The 18,192-nt window shown below is 71.0% G+C and carries 18 protein-coding genes; 9 read left to right on the plus strand and 9 right to left on the minus strand.

Features of this window, described 5'->3' with window-relative positions; translation table 11 throughout:
* Nucleotides 1-23: 23 nt before the first annotated feature.
* From C503_RS0102890 to C503_RS0102900, 3 genes are read right to left on the minus strand one after another with little or no spacing between them, the layout of a single operon-like run.
* The gene (locus C503_RS0102890) at nucleotides 24-749 is read right to left on the minus strand and encodes a sugar isomerase domain-containing protein (RefSeq protein ID WP_018680696.1); all 726 of its coding nucleotides are present in this window, start codon (nucleotides 747-749) and stop codon (nucleotides 24-26) included.
* Entirely contained in the window at nucleotides 739-1,335 is a 597-nt protein-coding gene (locus C503_RS0102895; RefSeq protein ID WP_018680697.1) for a nucleotidyltransferase family protein, read from the minus strand. Before C503_RS0102895 ends, C503_RS0102890 begins: the two co-directional genes overlap by 11 nt.
* A 19-nt stretch (nucleotides 1,336-1,354) precedes the next feature.
* A complete protein-coding gene (locus tag C503_RS0102900) occupies nucleotides 1,355-2,179 on the minus strand; it encodes an alpha/beta fold hydrolase (protein WP_018680698.1) in 825 nt (274 codons plus the stop codon).
* An 86-nt stretch (nucleotides 2,180-2,265) separates the two neighbouring features.
* Between C503_RS0102900 and C503_RS0102905 the strand changes: the two genes are divergently transcribed.
* The 6 genes from C503_RS0102905 (at nucleotide 2,266) to C503_RS0102930 (ending at nucleotide 8,389) form a co-directional block, all read left to right on the plus strand.
* The gene (locus C503_RS0102905; protein ID WP_018680699.1) at nucleotides 2,266-2,976 is read left to right on the plus strand and encodes an alpha/beta fold hydrolase; all 711 of its coding nucleotides are present in this window, start codon (nucleotides 2,266-2,268) and stop codon (nucleotides 2,974-2,976) included.
* A gap of 10 nt (nucleotides 2,977-2,986) precedes the next feature.
* Nucleotides 2,987-4,261 carry an NAD(P)/FAD-dependent oxidoreductase gene (locus C503_RS0102910; protein ID WP_018680700.1) on the plus strand — a complete coding sequence of 425 codons (1,275 nt, stop codon included), beginning with the start codon at nucleotides 2,987-2,989 and terminating at the stop codon, nucleotides 4,259-4,261.
* Nucleotides 4,258-4,983, plus strand: a complete 726-nt coding sequence (locus C503_RS0102915) for a DUF1365 domain-containing protein (protein WP_026315920.1) — start codon at nucleotides 4,258-4,260, stop codon at nucleotides 4,981-4,983. Before C503_RS0102910 ends, C503_RS0102915 begins: the two co-directional genes overlap by 4 nt.
* Nucleotides 4,980-6,212 (plus strand): SAM-dependent methyltransferase, encoded by a 1,233-nt coding sequence (locus C503_RS0102920; RefSeq protein WP_018680702.1) that lies wholly within the window; start codon nucleotides 4,980-4,982, stop codon nucleotides 6,210-6,212. Before C503_RS0102915 ends, C503_RS0102920 begins: the two co-directional genes overlap by 4 nt.
* Nucleotides 6,213-6,326: 114 nt before the next feature.
* Complete coding sequence (locus tag C503_RS0102925) at nucleotides 6,327-7,532, plus strand: LCP family protein (protein WP_018680703.1); 1,206 nt, start codon at nucleotides 6,327-6,329, stop codon at nucleotides 7,530-7,532.
* Nucleotides 7,533-7,669: 137 nt separating this feature from the next.
* Nucleotides 7,670-8,389: a peptidylprolyl isomerase gene (locus C503_RS0102930; RefSeq protein WP_026315921.1), complete on the plus strand. Its 720-nt coding sequence runs from the start codon at nucleotides 7,670-7,672 to the stop codon at nucleotides 8,387-8,389.
* Nucleotides 8,390-8,440: 51 nt separating this feature from the next.
* On the opposite strand, the gene C503_RS0102935 is transcribed toward C503_RS0102930, so the two are convergent.
* Genes C503_RS0102935 through C503_RS0102945 form a run of 3 tightly spaced genes read right to left on the minus strand, consistent with a single transcriptional unit; the run spans nucleotide 8,441 to nucleotide 10,952 of the window.
* Nucleotides 8,441-8,905, minus strand: coding sequence for a peroxiredoxin (locus C503_RS0102935; RefSeq protein WP_018680705.1), 465 nt, complete (start codon nucleotides 8,903-8,905; stop codon nucleotides 8,441-8,443).
* A complete protein-coding gene (locus C503_RS0102940) occupies nucleotides 8,902-9,669 on the minus strand; it encodes a DUF1295 domain-containing protein (protein ID WP_018680706.1) in 768 nt (255 codons plus the stop codon). Before C503_RS0102940 ends, C503_RS0102935 begins: the two co-directional genes overlap by 4 nt.
* Complete coding sequence (locus C503_RS0102945; protein WP_033400177.1) at nucleotides 9,666-10,952, minus strand: class I SAM-dependent methyltransferase; 1,287 nt, start codon at nucleotides 10,950-10,952, stop codon at nucleotides 9,666-9,668. Before C503_RS0102945 ends, C503_RS0102940 begins: the two co-directional genes overlap by 4 nt.
* Before the next feature lie 232 nt (nucleotides 10,953-11,184).
* On the opposite strand from C503_RS0102945, the gene C503_RS0102950 reads away from it, so the two are divergent.
* Nucleotides 11,185-11,772 carry a YwiC-like family protein gene (locus C503_RS0102950; protein WP_018680708.1) on the plus strand — a complete coding sequence of 196 codons (588 nt, stop codon included), beginning with the start codon at nucleotides 11,185-11,187 and terminating at the stop codon, nucleotides 11,770-11,772.
* Between the two features lie 33 nt (nucleotides 11,773-11,805).
* On the opposite strand, the gene C503_RS0102955 is transcribed toward C503_RS0102950, so the two are convergent.
* Nucleotides 11,806-13,254, minus strand: a complete 1,449-nt coding sequence (locus C503_RS0102955) for an MFS transporter (protein ID WP_018680709.1) — start codon at nucleotides 13,252-13,254, stop codon at nucleotides 11,806-11,808.
* A gap of 130 nt (nucleotides 13,255-13,384) precedes the next feature.
* Here C503_RS0102955 and C503_RS0102960 point away from each other — a divergent pair, with 130 nt between their 5' ends.
* Nucleotides 13,385-14,113, plus strand: a complete 729-nt coding sequence (locus tag C503_RS0102960) for a TetR/AcrR family transcriptional regulator (RefSeq protein ID WP_018680710.1) — start codon at nucleotides 13,385-13,387, stop codon at nucleotides 14,111-14,113.
* Nucleotides 14,114-14,423: 310 nt separating this feature from the next.
* Here C503_RS0102960 and C503_RS0102970 read toward each other — a convergent pair whose 3' ends face one another.
* Together C503_RS0102970 and C503_RS37665 are read right to left on the minus strand one after the other, a co-directional pair.
* Nucleotides 14,424-15,005, minus strand: a complete 582-nt coding sequence (locus tag C503_RS0102970) for a hypothetical protein (RefSeq protein WP_018680712.1) — start codon at nucleotides 15,003-15,005, stop codon at nucleotides 14,424-14,426.
* A gap of 128 nt (nucleotides 15,006-15,133) precedes the next feature.
* Nucleotides 15,134-17,008 (minus strand): YVTN family beta-propeller repeat protein, encoded by a 1,875-nt coding sequence (locus C503_RS37665; RefSeq protein ID WP_018680713.1) that lies wholly within the window; start codon nucleotides 17,006-17,008, stop codon nucleotides 15,134-15,136.
* Between the two features lie 559 nt (nucleotides 17,009-17,567).
* Here C503_RS37665 and C503_RS0102980 point away from each other — a divergent pair.
* On the plus strand, nucleotides 17,568-18,182 hold the full coding sequence (locus C503_RS0102980) for a hypothetical protein (protein WP_156892936.1): 615 nt from the start codon (nucleotides 17,568-17,570) through the stop codon (nucleotides 18,180-18,182).
* Nucleotides 18,183-18,192: the final 10 nt, after the last annotated feature.

Here is an 18,192-nt window from a genome sequence, read left to right on the forward strand (position 1 = left end):
CGAACCGGCCCGCCAGGGGCGGATCAGCCCAGCTGGGGGACGCGGTCGCCGTAGCGCTCCAGCAGTCCCGCGTTCGCCGCGTCGCCACCCTCCACGTTGGAGCTGCGCCACAGCGGCAGCTCCACGCCGGCCGCCGAGGCCTTGTCGAACACCCGCGCCAGCACCTGGTTCCACAGGTAGGCGTTGCTCAGCGTGGACAGCGACGCGGTCACCGGCGAGTCCACCGGGTAGCTGACGTCCCCCGGCCCGGTCAGCGTGTCCAGGATGATCGTGGCGTTCACCGACAGCTTCGTGCCCGCCCGCGGCAGCGTGTCCGCGGACGCGGCGGGCGAGGTCACCGCCACCACCGGGCAGCCCGCCGCCAGCGCGGTCACCGCCAGCTCCACCGGGTAGTGGTTGATGCCCGAGTTGGAGAAGATGAACAGCACCTCGTGCCCGGACAGCGGCACCATGCCGAACACCGACCGGGCCAGGCCGGGCCGCCGCTCGGCCGCGGTGGCCCGCCGGGCGCCGCCGAACACCTGCAGCTCCTCGGTGAACAGCGGCCGCACGCAGGCCAGCCCGCCCGCGCGGAAGAACGTCTCGGCGACGGCGGCCAGCGAGTGGCCCGCGCCCGCGGTCAGCACCAGGCCGTCCGCCCGGATGGCCGCGAGCACCAGGTCGGACACGTCCTCCAGGGTGTCCGCGTTGTGCTCGCCCACCTTGGCGAGATGGGCCAGGACCTGCTCGCCGTAGACGTCAGCCTGCATGTGTGTCTCCTTGGGTTCCGCGTGGGCACTGTTCGGTGAGTTGTTCGGGCCGGTCCACGTCGGCCCCGTCGGCGATGTCCGCGCACGGGACGCCGGTGACCGGGTGTCGGGCCAGGTAGTCCCGCGCACCCGCGTCGCCGACGGCCAGCTCGGCGACCCCCGCCCAGTGCGCGCGTCCGATCAGCACCGGGTGCCCGGGTTCGCCCCGGTAGGTGGCGCGGGCCAGCGCGTCCGGCGCGGCCAGGGCGGCCAGCCTGCGCACCGCGGCGACCCCGATCCCGGGGGTGTCGACGGGCAGCACGACCGCGGCCACCGCGTCGGTCCCGGTGAGCGCGGCCAGACCCACGCGCAGCGACGATCCCAGGCCGGTCGGCCAGTCCGGGTTGAGCACGGTGGTGGCGTCCAGCGGCGGCACCCGCTCGGCGCCCGCGCCCAGCACGACCACCCGCGGCGCGCACCCGGCGAGCGCCCTCAGCGCGTGCTCGACGAGCAGCCCGCCCCGGTGCGGCGCCAGCGCCTTGGGCATGCCGAAGCGCCTGCCCCCGCCCGCGGCGAGCAGCAGACCCGCCACCCCGGCGACCGCCATGGGCAGAGCGTAGAGGGCACTACCGCAGATGATCGAGTAGCAGGCCCGTCATCAGGTCGGGAGCCTCCTCCGGTACCCAGTGCGAGACGTCCTCGACCAGCTCGAACCGGTATGGACCATTCACCCATTTGGCGCAGCCGAACGCGGCCGTGGAACCGACCGTCACGTCCTCGGTGCCCCACACGTACATCGTCGGCACGGACACCAGGTCCGGCGCCACGTTCCACCGCTCGGCGCGGAACCAGTTCAACGCGGCGGTCAGCGCGCCCGGCTCGGACAGCCGCGTCACGTAGTCCTCGATCGCCGACCCCGGGATCCGCCACTCGAACAGCTGGCGCAGCGCGGCCGAGTTGTCCGCCGAGAGCCGCCGCTCGGCCGAGCGGTCCTTGAGTAGCGGCACGTGCTGCGAGCGCAGGGCCTGGTCCTCGTCCTCGCGCTGCGCGGCCGCCAGCGCCGCCGGGTGCGGCGCGGACACGGCGGTGAACGTGCGCAGCCGATCCGGCCGCTCGGCCGCCACGTGCCAGCCGACCACCGCGCCCAGGTCGTGCCCGACCAGGTCGAACTCCACCCAGCCCAGCGCGTCGGCCACCGCCAGCACGTCCCCGACCAGCTCGTCCACCTGGTAGTCGGCCACCTCGGCCGGGCGCACACCGGGGGAGTAGCCGCGCTGGTCGAACGCGACCGCGCGCAGCCCGGCATGCCCGAGTACGCCCACCTGGTGCTCCCAGGCCACCGCGGCCTGCGGGAAGCCGTGCAGCAGCAGCACCGGCCGGGCCCCGGGCGGGCCCGCGACCAGCGCGTCGAACGCGCCCGCTGCGGTCTCGATCTGGCGATGCTCGGTCACGCCGGGCAGGCTACCGAGCGCTACCGACAGCCCCGGCGGCCGTCCGCTCACCAAGCCGAAACCGGGCCGTGCGCGAAGATTGTGCTGTGACCGACCCGATCCCGCCCCGCCCCCACCTCGCCGCGTACGGTGCCACCGCGCCCGCGGCCGTGCGCGCGGCGGTCCTCGTGCTGCACGGCGGACGGGAGCACAGCCACGCCCCGGTGACCCGTCACCAGCTCGCCTACCTGCGGATGGTGCCCTTCGCCCGGGACATCGCGGCCAACGGCGCGCGGCACGGCGTGACGGTCCGGCTGCTGCGCAACCGGGTCCGCGGCTGGAACGAACCCGACCTGGACCCCGTGCGGGACGCCCGCTGGGCGCTCGGCGAGATCCGCCGCGAGTACGGCGACGTGCCGGTGGTGCTGGTCGGGCACTCCATGGGCGGCCGGGTCGCGCTGCGCGTGGCCGACGACCCGGCGGTGGTCGCGGTGTGCGCGCTGGCGCCGTGGACCGAGCCGGACGAGCCGGTCGAGCAGCTCGCGGGCCGCGCGGTGCTGATCGCGCACGGCCTGCTCGACCGCACCACCGACCCGCGGGCGTCCTATCAGTACGCCCGCCGCGCCAAGGACGTCACCGACCGGGTGGCGCGCTTCGACGTGCACGGCGAGCGGCACGCCATGCTCCGCCGCGCCGTCCGGTGGACCCGGATGGTGACCGCTTTCGCGCTGGGTGCGCTGGCGACCCAACCGGACGACCCCCGGATTACGAATGCCATGCGGCAGCCCTCACCGGGAGGGTTGCGCATACCGCTCTAGAGGAGGCCCCGTGACGGGTGGCGATCGGCGGCAGGTGGCGGTCATCGGGAGCGGGGTTTCCGGACTCACCGCCGCCCACCTGCTGCAACGGCGGCACGACGTGACCCTGTTCGAGTCGGACGACCGGCTCGGCGGGCACGCGCACACGCACGACCTGCCCACCCCGGACGGTCGGGTGACCCAGGTCGACAGCGGGTTCATCGTGCACAACGACCGCACCTACCCCACCCTGCTGCGGCTGTTCGGCGAGCTGGGCGTGACCACCCGCGACACCGAGATGTCGATGAGCGTGCGCTGCGACGGCTGCGGCCTGGAGTACGCGGGCGCGCGCGGCCTGCTCGGCGTGTTCGCCCAGCCCGCGAGCCTGCGGCGGCCCCGGTACCTGCGCATGCTGGTCGAGATCCAGCGGTTCTTCCTGCACGCCCGCCGGGTGCTGCGCGCGCCGGAGTCGGCGGACTTCCCGTTGAGCGCGTTCGTGACCGTGGGTGGCTACTCCCGGTACTTCGTCGACCACTACCTGATCCCGGTCGTGTCCGCGGTGTGGTCGGCGGGCGCGGAGCTGAGCATGCGCTACCCGGCGCGGTACCTGTTCCGGTTCCTCGACCACCACGGGATGCTGGCCGTGTCCGGTTCGCCGCAGTGGCGGACGGTGGTGGGCGGCTCGCGGACCTATGTCGACCTGGTGGCCAAGCAGCTGACCTCGGTGTCGGTGTCCACGCCGGTCCGCGAGGTGCGGCGCGGCGCCGACCGGGTCGAGGTGCGCGACGACGCCGACCGCGTGCGCGAGTTCCGGCACGTGGTGGTCGCCACGCACCCCGACCAGGCGCTGCGGCTGCTGGCCGAGCCGACCGCCGCCGAACGGGACGTGCTGGGCGCGATCGACTACTCCACCAACGAGACCCTGCTGCACACCGACACCTCGGTCCTGCCCCGCGCCGAGCGCGCCCGCGCCTCGTGGAACTACCTCAAACCCGCGTGCGACTCCGGCGATGGGCCGGTGCGCGTGAGCTACCACATGAACCGGCTGATGGGCCTCGCCGAGCCCGAGGACTATGTCGTCACGCTCAACTCGCACGAGCGCGTCGCCCCGGACCGCGTACTGCGCCGGATGGTCTACCAGCACCCGATCTATACCCCGGAAAGCCTTGCCGCCCAACGCAGGCTGCCCGAGCTGAACGACGGAACACTGGCCTACGCGGGTGCCTACCACGGTTGGGGCTTCCACGAGGACGGGTGTCTGTCGGGTGTGCGGGCGGCCGAGTCGCTCGGGTGTGGTCGGCGGTGACGTCCGCCGCGCTGTACCACGCGCGGGTCCGCCACATCCGGCACGAGCGGATAAAGACCCGGTTCGAGCACTCGGTGTACATGTGGCTGGTCGACCTGGACGACCTGCCTCGGTTGCCGCGCTGGCTGCGCCCGTTCGCCCGGTTCGCCGCACGCGACCATCTCGGCGACCCCGCGCTGTCCATCAAGGACAACCTGACGCGGTGGCTGGCAGGCCAAGGCATCGAGGTTCGTGGGCAGGTGCTGATGCTCACCAACGCGCGCGTGCTCGGATACGTGTTCAACCCGCTGACCGTCTTCTGGGTACACGACGCCACCGGCGCGCTCGACTGCGTGGTCGCCGAGGTGCACAACACTTACGGTGAACGGCATTGCTATCTGCTTCGGACGGACGAGGCCGGGCGAGACAGTGTCGACAAGGAGTTCTACGTCTCGCCGTTCCTGGCGATGGGCGGCCACTACCTCATGCGCCTGCCCCGGCCCAACGAGCGGCTGGCGCTGACGATCACCCTGCGGCAGAACGGGACGACACCGTTCACCGCGTCCATGGTCGGCACCCGGGCCCCCGCGACCACGGCGGCGGTCGCGCGCGCCGTGATGCGCAAGCCCCTGATGCCCCACCGGGTCACCGCGTCGATCCGCGCACACGGCATCGCGCTGTGGCTGCGGCGGATCCCGGTCGTCCCGCGCCCCAGACACGTTCCCCGAGAAGGAGTCCGATGACCGACACCCGTGTCCGGCCGACACTGTCCGTCCCACAGTGGGGGGATCTGTTCACCACGCCGCACAGCCCCGCGCGCGCCCGGATCGCGCAGGCCCTGTTCCACAACGCCGTGCGGACACTGCCCGTCCGTGTCGTCTACCCCGGCGGCCGCCGCGTCGGCGCGGGCGGCCCGGACACCCCGGTCATGCGGCTGCACCGCCCGGACTCCTTCTTCCACCGGCTCGGCGCCGACGCCAAGATCGGCTTCGGCGAGTCCTACATGGTCGGCGACTGGACCACCACCGCGCTGCCCGACCTGCTCACCGAGTTTTCCGCGCGGATGGCGACCCTGGTCCCGCCCGCCCTGCAACGCTTCCGCAGGCTCGCCGAGCGGCGCCAGCCGACCACCGAGGAGAACACGGTCACCGGCTCGCGCAGCAACATCCGCAGGCATTACGACCTGTCCAACGACCTGTTCTCGGTCTTCCTGGACGAGACGATGACCTACTCGTCGGCCCTGTTCGAGCCCGGCTCGACCGACCTGCGCGCGGGCCAGCTGCGCAAGCTCGACGGCGTCCTCGACTACGCGGCCGTCGGCCCGGGGACACGGGTGCTGGAGATCGGCACCGGCTGGGGCTCGCTGGCCGTGCGCGCGGCCGAGCGCGGCGCCAGGGTGACCACGCTGACGATCTCCGCCGAGCAGAAGGCGCTGGCCGAGGAGCGGATCGCGGCCGCGGGCCTGTCCGACCGCGTGCAGGTGCTGCTGCGCGACTACCGCGAGGCCCGGGGCTGCTACGACGCGGTGGTCAGCGTGGAGATGATCGAGGCGGTGGGGGAGCGGTACTGGTCCACCTACTTCGCCGCGGTGGACCGGCTGCTCAAACCCGGGGGCCGGTTCGGCCTGCAGGCCATCACCATCGCCGACGACCGGCTGCAGGCCACCAAGGGCAGCTACACCTGGATCCACAAGTACGTCTTCCCCGGTGGCATCATCCCGTCCCCCGAGGCGATCGACCGCGCGCTCGCCGGGCACACCGACCTGCGCGTGCAGCGCTACCGCGACTTCGGCCAGGACTACGCGACGACCCTGCGGCTGTGGCGCGAACGGTTCCTGGCGGGGTGGCCCCGGGTCGCGGCGCTCGGGTTCGACGAGACGTTCCGGCGCATGTGGGAGTTCTACCTGGCCTACTGCGAGGCCGGGTTCCGGTCCGGTTACCTGGGCGTCCGCCAGTTCGCCATCGGCCGCTGACCCCTGTCGGGCAACCGACGACGTCGTGCCGCGTCTAGGGGATGGGACAATCCCGTCGAACGGTACCCACGCGAGGGGACAGGCCACGGTGACGTGCCAGGTTGGGGGACTCGGATGAGCTACGGGCAGGGCAACGGCCCCGGGCGGCCGCGCTACAACCCGACGCGCAAGATGCCGCAACCGTACGACGAGCAGCGCGGACACCGCCCGCCGCCGTACGTGCCGGAGCGCGTGCCACCGTACGAGCCGCCGTCCCGCCACCAGGGCCCGTCACGGCACGAGGGCCCGTCGCGTCCGCCGTCACGCCCGGGCGGACCGCCGTCCGATCGCGGCGCGGGCCACCCGCCGCCACCGCCGCGTCGCAAGCGGCGCAAGGGCCGGATCGCGCTGATCGTCTTCGCGGTGATCATCGCGTTGATCGGCGGCACCTGGGTGTACCTGGAGACCTCGCTCAACCACGTCGCCGCGCTCACCGACTACCCTGGCAGGCCCGCCCAGGGCGCGGGCACCAACTGGCTCATCGTCGGCTCCGACAGCCGGGAGGACCTGTCCGCCGCGGACGAGGACCGGCTGGCCACCGGCGACGCCAAGGGCAAGCGCACCGACACGATCATGCTGATGCACCTGCCGGACAACGACACCAAACCGACGCTGGTGTCGCTGCTGCGGGACTCCTACCGGGACATCCCCGGCAAGGGCAAGAACAAGCTCAACGCCGCCTACGCCTTCGGCGGCGCCCCCCTGCTGGCCAGGACCGTCGAGCAGAGCACCGGCCTGCGCCTCGACCACTACATCGAGATCGGTTTCGGCGGCTTCGCGGACGTGGTGGACGCGGTCGGCGGCGTGGAGATGTGCCTGCCCGCCCCGATCGACGACCCGCTCGCGGGCATCAACCTCCCCGCGGGCTGCCAGGAGCTGGACGGCGCCAACGCCCTGGGCTACGTGCGCACCCGCAAGGGCCCGCGCGCCGACCTCGACCGGGTGATCCGGCAGCGCCAGTTCATCGCCGCGCTGACCGACAAGGCCACCAGCTTCGGCACCCTGGTCAACCCGTTCCGCCTGTTCCCACTGCTCGGCAGCGCCCCGGACGCGGTCACCCTGGACGACGGCGACCACCTGCACAACCTGCCGGGTCTCGCCTTCGCCATGGGCGCGGGCGACGGCCTGGTCACCACCACGGTCCCGATCGGTGCCACCCCGACCGTCAAGGGCGTCGGCTCGGTGGTCCTCTGGGACGACAAGAAGGCACCCCGCCTGTTCGACGCCCTGCGCACGGACACGGCGGTCCCGGCCGACGTCATCGTGGCCCCGCCGAAGTAGCGGCCGGTTGCGCCGTTCGGCCGCCACCGGGTGTGGACGGTCGGACCTGTTCTGGTGACGGGACCGTGCCCTACCCTCGCCGTCGGCGGTCGAGACCCGGCCGCCGCACAAGGAGGAACCCTGTGACGTCCCTGCTCATGCGAGGGGTGGTGGCGGCGGCACTGGCGGTGTCCGCGGCCGTGCTCGTGCCCGGCGCGGCGTCGGCCGACGCCCACCCGCGGCCGCCGAAGGTCACCAAGGGCCCGTGCCAGTACACGGCGACCCCGGACGACCCCGCCGCCCGTCCCGTCCCGCTGCCGCCCGACCCGCGGCACACGCCGGACCGGGGCCGGGTGCGGGTGGACCTGCCCACCTCGCAGGGACAGATCGGGCTGACCCTGGACCGGGCGAAGGCGCCGTGCACCGTGCAGAGCTTCCTGCACCTCACCGAGCACCACTTCTACGACTTCACCACGTGTCACCGGCTCACCGCCTACCCGACGCTGAAGGTGTTGCAGTGCGGGGACCCGAGCGGGACGGGGGAGAAGGGGCCGGGCTACAAGTACAAGGACGAGCTGCCCACCGATCTCCCCGACTACCCGGGGGACACCACCGGGACCCGGAAGCTGTACGCGCGCGGGCTGCTCGCCATGGCGAACGCCGGGCCGGACACCAACGGCAGCCAGTTCTTCCTGGTCTACGGCGACTCCCGGCTGCTGCCCAACTACACCGTCTTCGGTTCCGTCGACCAGCGCGGGTTGTCCACGTTGGACAAGGTCGCCGCGGGCGGGATCGTGCCGACCGCGGATGACCCGGCCCCGGTCGACGGCGCGCCGGTGAAGACCACCAAGATCCTCCGGCCACGGGTGGCCTGCTGAGAGTCCCGGCCCGTGCGTCGTCGGCGCACGGGCCGCTCTCGGTTCACCCGATCACGCCGTTCTCGACTGCCGGTTCCGCAGTACTTCCAACGCCCGGTCCGCGTGCACGGCCATCCGCAGCTCGCTCTTGATCGCGGCCAACACGGTCCCGTCCGTCTCGATCACGAACGTCTTCCGCTTGGTCAACAACGGCCCGAACCGACGCCGCACCCCGAACCGGGTGGCCACGGCCCCGTCCACGTCCGACAGCAGCGGGAAGTCGAACGAGTTCACCGCCGAGAACTCGGCCTGCCTGCCCACCGCGTCCGGACTGATCCCGACCCGGTGCGCCCCCACCTCGGCGAACTCCGCCGCCAGGTCGCGGAAGTGACAGCTCTCCGCCGTGCAGCCACCGGTCATCGCCGCCGGGTAGAAGAACAGGACCACCGGCCCGGTCTTCAGGAAGTCGCGCAGCGCGCGGTCGGTGCCGGTCTCGTCGGGGAGGGTGAAGTCGGCGACCCGCTCTCCCACGTTCATGTGCCTGCTCCAGGTTTTCGGGGCGGCAGCGGGAAGAACCCGCTGGTCCGCGCGACGTAGTCGGCGTAGCCGGGGCGGCTGCCCGACAGGTGCTTCTCGGTCAACGGCTTCCCGGTCCCCTTGGCGAGCAGGTACGTCATGAGCACCGGGGCGAGCACGGTGGCGGCGCCCGCCCAGGACGTGCAGGCGGTCAGGTAGAGACCCCACCACACGCAGGCGTCGCCGAAGTAGTTGGGGTGGCGGGTGTAGTGCCACAGCCCGGTGTCCAGCACCCTTCCCCGGTTGGCCGGGTCGGCGGTGAACCGGGCCAGCTGCCAGTCTCCCACGGTCTCGAACACCAGGCCCACCAGCCACACCGCGACGCCGACCCAGGTGAGCGGGCCCAGGTCGCCCTTGACGGCCACCTGCACGGGCAGCGACACGAACCACATGATCGCGCCCTGGGGGAGGAAGACGCGGCGCAGCATGTGCCGGCGTGGGTCGCCCGGGGCGTTCGCGAGGATCGCGACGTAGCGACGGTCCTCGGGCCTGTGCCGGTTGCGGCGGTGCAGGTGGACCGCCAGCCGGACACCCCAGACGACGGTCATCGCCGCGACGGGCAGCCGGGCCTCCCCTGTGGACACCGCTGCCGAGACCACCGCGATCGCCGCGAAACCGAGACCCCAGACGGTATCGATCGTGTCGTACTTCCCCCGGCGCACACTCACCGCGAAGGTCGCCGCGAGCACGACGACCACGGTGGCCAGGGACAGCAGGAACGTCACACCGGCTCCCGCGCGAGCAGCTCCGCCCGGGTCCTGGGCAGGCCGGACAGCCCCTCCGCCGTCGGCCGCACAGCCAACACCTGGTGCACCCCGATCCGGTTCTCCGCGAACGCCAACGCGCTCCCCGCGAGGTAGAGCCGCCACACCCGGGCGGTCTGTTCACCCGCCAGGGCGACCAGCTCGCCCCAGTTCCGCTCGACGGTCTCACCCCAGGCCCGACACGTCCACACGTAGTGCTCGCGCAGCGCCTCCACGTCCCGGACCTCCAGGCCCGCGCTCTCCAGCATGTCCACCGTCTGCCCCACCGGCCGCATGTTCATGTCCGGCGCGATGTAGGTCTCGATGAACGCCCCACCACCCTGCGCGACCGCACCGCGCGACATCTGCTGCAACAGCAGCCGGCCCTGCGGCTTGAGCATCCGGAACAGGGTGGCCGCGTAGGCGGGGTAGTTCTCGGCGCCGACGTGCTCACCCATCTCCAACGTGCCGATCACGTCGAACGGCTCATCGGCGAGATCGCGGTAGTCCTGCAACCGCACCTCCACCCGGTCGCCCAGGCCCTCCCGTTCTATCCGGGCCTGCACGAACTCCTGCTGCTGCTGCGACAGCGTGATCCCGGTGACGTGCACGTCGTGGTGCCGTGCGGCGTGCAGTGCGAGCGAGCCCCAACCACAGCCGACATCCAGCATGCGCATGCCCGGCCGCAGCCCGAGCTTCACACACACGAGTTCCAACTTGTCCCGTTGCGCGTCCTCGACCGTGTAGTCCGGTGCGTCGGATGTCCAATAGCCGCACGAGTACGCCATATTCGGTTCGAGCACACTCGCGTAGAAGTCGTTCGACATGTCGTAGTGGTGCGCGATGGCGGCCCGGTCCCGCACCTTGGTGTGCTTCGCCCCCGACAACCGCGCCTCCTCCCCGGGCGGCGCGGGCCGCGGACCGACGATGCCGAGCCGCAACGCGTTCCCGACAAGTCCCACCTTGTCCCGCACGGTCGGCCGACCGATCCGTCCCGACCTGGTCAGTGCCCAGAACCGGGCCAACGCCTCGGCCAGGTCTCCCTCCACGTCGAGATCACCGGACACATACGCGCGCGCCAGCCCCAACTCGTTCGGGTCCCACAACAACCGCCGCAACGCCCGCCGCGTCCGCACCACGGCGACCGGCCCGGTCGCGGGTCCGGCCTCACTGCCGTCCCAGGCCCGCAGCCGGATCGGCAGGGCCGCACCGAGCACCCGCTCGGCAACATCGGCGAGAACGGCCGCGACAGGGCGTGTGGCCACCAGGAGACTCCGATCGTCGGGAATGTCGACCACCGGTCATTCGCGGCAGTGCCCTCGGAGGATTGGGACCGCGTCCGATACCTGGCAGCCAGGGCGGGCCACCGTGTCGACCGTCGGTCGAGCAGACGTGGTGGGCGCGGTCGTCCGGCCTTCTGGCTCGCAGATACGTCGACCTGGTGGGCTACCCGGTGAACGTGCCGCCGTGTGGTGGGATATCCACGTGGATACGGCTGTGACCGCGCCGAACCGGCTGGCCCGGGTGGTGACCGAGGTGTTCTCCCCGGCGGTGGTGGTGCTGGTGCTCCCACTGGCCGTGGCCTGGGCCGCCACCGGCCACGACTGGGCGCGCACCCTGCTGTGGGGCCTGGAGGTCGCCCTGTTCTCCAGCATCCTCCCGATGCTCTTCATCATCCGCGGCGCCCGCGCGGGCCGCTGGGACGGCCACCACGTCCGCGACCGCGAACACCGCTTCCTCCCCCTCGCGGTCGGCCTGGGCTCCACGGCCGTCGGCATCACCATCCTGGTCGTCGCCGACGCCCCGCACGACGTCCTGGCCCTCGCCCTGGCCATGTTCGCCACCCTCGCCGTCTGCGTGGCCATCACCCGCGCCTGGAAGATCTCCATCCACGGCGCCGTGGCGGGCGGCGCGGTCGCCATGGTCACCCTCCGCTACGGCCCCTGGTCCCTCCTCCTGATCGCCATCGTCGCCCTCGTCTGCTGGTCCCGCGTAACCCTCGGCGACCACACCCCGACCCAGGTGATCGCGGGCGCCCTCACCGGCCCACTCGTCGGCGGCACCGTTTTCCTCCTGGTCCCCTGACCCCAGTGACCCAGGACCACGGTTGTGCGGGCCTCAGGCGACGTTGGCGGTCGAGGGGCTTGGTTCGTCGGTCGGGGCTCGTCGGGTGCGGAGGATTCCCCAGCCGACGAGGGCAGCGGCGGCGAGGGTCAGGACGAGGCTGGAAAGGGTGACCGCGCCCCGGAACTCGGATGTCCGGGCGGCGGTCCAGCCGTGCGTCGCGATGTTGCCGGTGAACATGGCCGCGATGATCGTGCCCGTCACCGCGATGCCCGCACCGGAGGTGACCTCGGTAGCGGTATCGGTGAGCGCGACACCGATCGTGGTCCGGGTCTTGGGTAGGCCGCGCAGCACGTTGAGCGCGGCGACCACGCCGACCACGCGCAGACCGGCGGCCACGAGAACGAGGGCGATCGCGACCCAGATGTAGCCGAGGTTGCCGAACAGGGCGTAGACGGCGAGACCTGCGACGACCGCCACCGCGCTCAGCCAGGCGGCTCGTTCCAGGCCGACTCGCTGGACGAACGGGTTGACGAAGGCGCCGCCCGCGATGAGGACGACGACCTGGGGCAGCAGGCCGATGGCGGCGAGCGCGGGCGTCCAGCCCCAGTCGAGCTGCAGCTGCAGGGTGACCAGGTAGCCGAGGCCCGCGGTGGCCAGTCCGGCGGCGGCCTTGAAGGCCAGGCCGCTGGCGACGAGGGGGCGGGCGACGAGTTTCAGGTCGAGGAGCGGGTAGCGGGTCGAGCGTTCCCGGCGGACGAACAGGAACATGCCGACGACGGCGGCCGCGGTGACCGTCCACGGTGCCCACGAGCCGGTGCCCTCGTTGACGAACAGCGTCGGCGCGACGAGCGCGAGCACGATCGTGGCCGTGCCGAGCACGGCACCGGGAAGGTCGGCCGGGTCGCGGTGCAGGTCGGTCGGGTCGTCCGCGGCGATGCCCGCCCGGATGCCGATGATCGCGAGTGCGGCTATCGGCACGTTCACCAGCAACAGGACCTGCCAGGGCGCGACCGAGAGCACGAAGCCGCCGACCGTCGGGCCGATCGCGAGGCCGACCAGGCCGACGGTCGAGATCAGCGTGGTCGCCCGGACGCGCAGGCCGTCCTCGTCGAACAGGCGGAAGGCGAGGGCCATCGAGCCAGGGGTGGTCATCGCCGCCGCGACGCCGGTGACCGCGCGGGTGGCGATCAGTTGGGGTGCCGTGCTGACGAAGGCGGTGGCCAGGCTGGCGAGGCCGAGCAGGACGAGGCCGATGAGCATGACGCGCCGTCGGCCGAAGCGGTCGGCGAGGGCGCCGAAGGCGAGCATCAGGCCGCCGAACACGACCGCGTAGACGCCGGTCACCCACTGCAGGGCGACGGTCGAGGCGTGCAGGTCGCGGCCGATGGTGGGCAGGGCGACGTTCAGGATCGAGTTGTCGAGCATCTCGAAGAGGAACACCGCGGACAGTCCGGTCAGAGCGACCCAGGCCGCTCGGAGGGACTGAGGTGGACGGTTCATGAGCGCTCCTTTCGGGGGTAAGCGCAGGTCAGTGGACGTGAACACTGCATCATAGGAACGGTGTTCTGAATAGTGCGAACACTGTTCTTGTGATGAGGAACACTGTTCGGCGACGCGCTAGACTGCCCGCATGTCACCGACTCCGCAGCAGCGCCGCGCCGCCCGGCACCAGCTCGGCACGGACGCGCCCGCGGCCCGGCGTGGCCCGTCCGGCGGGCAGAAGAAGCCGATCACGGTCGAGGCCATCGTCGACACCGCGTTCGACATCGTGGAACGCGAGGGATACGAGGCCCTGACGATGCGCCGCCTGGCCACCGAACTGGAGACGGGGCCGTCCTCGCTCTACGCCCACGTGGTCAACAAGGAGGATCTGGACGAACTGCTCCTCGGCCGCCTGTGCGCCGGGATCGACCTGCCCGAGCCGGACCCCGCCACCTGGCGCCGACAGATCACCGACGTCTGCACTCAGCTGCGCGACCGATACCTGCGCTACCCCGGCATCTCCCGGGCCGCCTTCGCCACCGCTCCGTCCAACCTGGACACCCTGCGGGTGACCGAGGGCATGCTCGCCATCCTGCTGGCGGGCGGCGTCCCCCCGTGGGCGGCTGCCTGGGCGATCGACTCGCTGTACCTCTACGTCAACGCCTACAGCCTCGAAGTGTCCCTTGCGGACAGTCGACGCGGCCGCGGCAACGACAACTGGGTCATCAGCCGCGACGAACTGCTACGCCGGTTCGGTGCCCTGCCCGACACTTTCCCCCAGACCAAGCGCTACGCCGCCGAGCTGACCGCGGGCACCGGCCACGACCGCTTCGACTTCACCATCACCCTCATGCTGACCGGGCTCCCGACCGGCTAGGGGAATGCACCTCACACCTGTGGACAGCTCGCTGCATCGCCGTTGCCCAAGTCGCGGACATGGACATCATCGACGCGCACGCCTGCTCCGCCGGGTGATGCCTTCGGCCGTGCTGCCCAGGAATGAGGTCCAGCCAGATGGTCCTGTTTGATCGGAGCACGTCAGGTGAGGGTTGCGGCGGAGGGAGCTGCGGCCGTCGCGGCGGTACATCTCGGCGCCCATCTCGATCCAGTCGCCGACCTGGTTGAGGGTGCCGTGGCCGATTTCCAGGCGGTCCACTCGGTGGCCGACTTGGCCACGGCGGTGTTGGTCATATTCCGTTGATCTGGAGCAGGATGGTGCCGTCCTGGGTGGTCAGGCCGCCGGGTGCCAGGCATTGCAACGGGTTCACGAGTGCGTAGATCCAGGCGATAGTGGCGCTGGCGCCGGTGAACTCGCCTGCGGTGACGGTGCCGGTGGCGGTGTTCTGGACGATTCCGCCGGTGGCGGTCAGTGTGCTGGCGAGGCCGGTGAGGGTGGAGGTCTGGCCGTTGTTCCAGTGGATGGTGAGGGTGCCGCCGCCGGTGGGGTTGAGTTCGAGATAGTTGCAGGCGGCGTCCGGGGCCGGGTAGGAGAACGGGCCGCCGGTGATGACGCTGGTCAGGGTGGGGTCGGTGGAGGTGCAGGAGGGGATGGTGTCGGTTTCCTGCACGGTGACGGTCTGCGGGGTGAGGGTCAGGCCGGGTGTGTAGGTGACGTGGCTGTTTCCGGTGCAGGTGACCGAGCCGACCGCGGCGTGCGCGGCTGGGGCGGGCAGTAGGGCACACAGGGCGGTCAGCGCGGCGACGGCGCTCGCACGGCGCCTGGGCCGTACCGTGACGATGCGTCGGCTGGGGTGGGTGGTGGTGTTCATCGGGGTACCGTCCCGTTCGGCTGGTTGTCGTGCGGTTTTCGGTGCGGGCGTGGCGTCGTTGCCGTCTGATCAGGGGCACGAAGGGGGCGGGTGCGCCCGCGGGTAGCGGGCGCACCTGTCCTTTGTGGTCAGCAGCTGGTGGTCGTGTCGCCTGCGTCGACGGTGCAGGTGTCGGTGCCGAGTCCGCCGTTGGCGGTGTCGCCGCCGACGCCGTCCTGGACGTCGATGGTGTCGTTGCCGTTGGAACCGCTCATGGTGTCGGTGCCGTCGTGGTCGACCAGGACGTCGTTGCCGGGGCCGCCGTAGATGTGGTCGTTGCCGTTGTCGAACAGGTACAGCAGCGACCCGAGCAGGGTCTCGCCGTAGTTGGTGTCGTTGCCCGCCTCGCCGTAGAGGTAGTCGGCGCCGTTGCCGCCCCCGATGACGTCGTCGCCGTCGCCGCCGTGGATCACGTCGTCGCCGTTTCCGCCGTCGATCGTGTCGTTGCCCGCGCCGCCGTAGATGACGTCGTCGCCGTTTCCGCCGTTGATCGTGTCGTCACCGCCCAGTCCGCAGATGACGTCGGCGCCGTTGGTGCCGTTGAGGGTGTCGTTGCCGGGTGTGCCGGTGATGGTGCAGCCCAACGCGTTGTTCACGGTGGTGGACTCGGCGTCGGTGTTGTTGCCTGCGTTCGGGTCGGTTTCAGTGGCCGACACGGTCGACGTGGCGGTGATCGTGCCGGTGGCCGACGGGGTGACCGAGATCGTCACGGTCGCCGAACCCGATACCGCGACGGCGCCGAGAGCGCAGGACACGGTCGGCGCGGACACCGTGCACGAGCCCTGTGATGAGGTGGCGGAGTTGATGGTGCGGTTGGCGCCGGACAGGGTGGTGGACACCGTCACCCCGGTCGCCCCGAGCGGTCCGGCGTTGGCCACGCTCACGGTGTAGGTGTAGGGGTCACCGCCGAGAGCGACCGGGTCCGTGGAGTCGGCCACCGACACCGACAGGTCGGCGTCGATCACGGGCGCCGGGCCGATGACGATGGCGGTGGCGGCGTGGAATCCGCTGAGGGTGCCGGTCACGGTGTTGGTGGCGGTGTCGATCACGGACGCGGTGCTGCCATGGGTCGCGTAGGCGGTGCTGCCGTCCGCCGACACCGCGACGCCGCTCGGGTACGAGCCGACCGACACGGTGGCGGTCACGGTGTTGGTGGCGGTGTTGACGACCGACACGGAGCTGCCGAGCAGGTTCGTGACGTAGGCCGTGCCGCCGGACGGGGTGAGCGCGACCGCGCTCGGGAAGGAGCCCACCGGGATCGTCGTGCTGATCACGTTGGTGGCGGTGTTGATCACGACCAGGTTGTTGTTGTCCCGGTCGGTCGCGTACAGCATGGTACCGGCGGGGTTGACCTCCACCGCGGAGACGCTGCCGCCGATCGGGATGACCGCGATCACGGTGTTGGTGGCGGTATCGATCACCCGGACCGCGGCCTGGTCACCGACGTAGGCGCGGGTGCCCGCGGGGTTGTAGGTGACCGACAGCGGGAAGTCGAGTCCGGGGATCGTCGCGGTGACGGTGTTGGTCGCGGTGCTGATCACCGACACGGAGTTGTCGCTGGCGTTGGTGACGTAGGCAGACTGGCCGTCGGGGTTGATCGCTATCCCGCCGGAGTTGCGACCGACCCCGATCGTGGCGGTCACGGTGTTGGTGCCGGTGTCGATCACCGAGACCGTGCCGTTGACGATGCCGTTGGCGGAGTTGGCGACATAGACCCGTGCGCCGTCCGGGGTGATCGCCTCGTCGTCGGGCTGCGACCCGACCGGGACCGTCGCGGTGATCGTGCCGGTCGCCGCGTTCACGACCGAGACCGTGTTGGTGCTCTGGTTGGCCACGTAGAGCGTGCCGGTCGCCGCGGCCTGCGCAGGCGAACCGGTCACCACCGACAGCGCGGCGGCGACGATGGCCGCGCCGAGGCCGAGCGCGCCCCAGCGTCGTTGTTGTTCCTGCGTGTGTCGAGTCACGTGCGCCTTCTTCCTGGAAAAGTGCGGCAGTGATTTCGGATGGGCGACGAAAGCGCGACACCCGGCTCGTACAAATATCACCACAGATGCCGAAGTTCTATAAGAAGGTCGCCCTTCGCCCGGGCGCGAGCATAGAGTCACCTTTTTGGCTTAACGCTCGAAGGTTGGGCCATTGGTTGGGTAGCAACAGGAAATCAAGGGTTCGCCCGACTGTCACCCGCCGCGCTATCGGTTTTTTTCACACCGGACTCGACCGGTTTCGGATCAGTGAGGAAGCCTTGACATGAACCGTACCGAAACTGCATCGGTCCATCCTGTCGCGAGTGCAGTAGTTATCCACTTGGTCGATCAGTCGCACAAAAGTTTTCACACAGTGGGCCTGTCCGTGGAGGACCTGTGCCCGTCGTGGGATCGAGGCGGGACCGGCGCCGTCGTCATCGGAACGTGTGGTCTTCGTGGCGGGATCGGGTGATCGGGGCCGTTGGCGGGTGAAGTCCGCCCGTGAGTGTGGCCAGGCTTGGTGGGGTCAGCGTGTACCGATTCGTCCGAGGGGTTGACCGTGTCGCCGACCGCCGCGTCCACAACCGAGCTGCCGATGTCGTTCTCGGTGCCGGAGCAGTTCCACGAGGTCGACTTCACGGTGTCCGCGGAGGACAACACCAACAAGTTGATCGACAAGTTGAACATGGTGAACCCGAGACCGTCGGACGAGCAGATCGCGCACGCGGTGCTGGCCCAACAGGCGATGTACGAGATGTTGGCCGCGGCGGGCGCGGTGTGGGCGGGCATCCTGCTGTGCCGACCCGAGGGCGAGGGCCACCTGAGCTCGGTCATGCTGACCGTCACCGCGCGGCCGAGCGAATTGGCGAACGAGCAGACAGTGCACCGGTTGGCGCGGACGATGGGGGCGATCTACCCGGACGCTGAGGTCGGGGTGGTGCGGCTGCCGTGCGGGGACGCGGTGGTGCTCACCGAGGAGGCCAAGGTCGACCGACCGGTAAACCTGCTGGTCGACGGTGGTGGTCCCACGCGGGTGCGGCAGATGCACGTGTTCGTGCCCATCCCCGACCGCTACGCGATGGCGGATTTCGCGGTCGCCACGGAGAACATCCCGCAGTGGGACGAGTGTGTCGACATCGTCGGCGCGGTGTGCAAGACCATCGAGTTCGCCTGATCAGGGGTTG

The sequence above is a fragment of the Actinokineospora enzanensis DSM 44649 genome (assembly GCF_000374445.1).
Lineage (GTDB): Bacteria > Actinomycetota > Actinomycetes > Mycobacteriales > Pseudonocardiaceae > Actinokineospora > Actinokineospora enzanensis.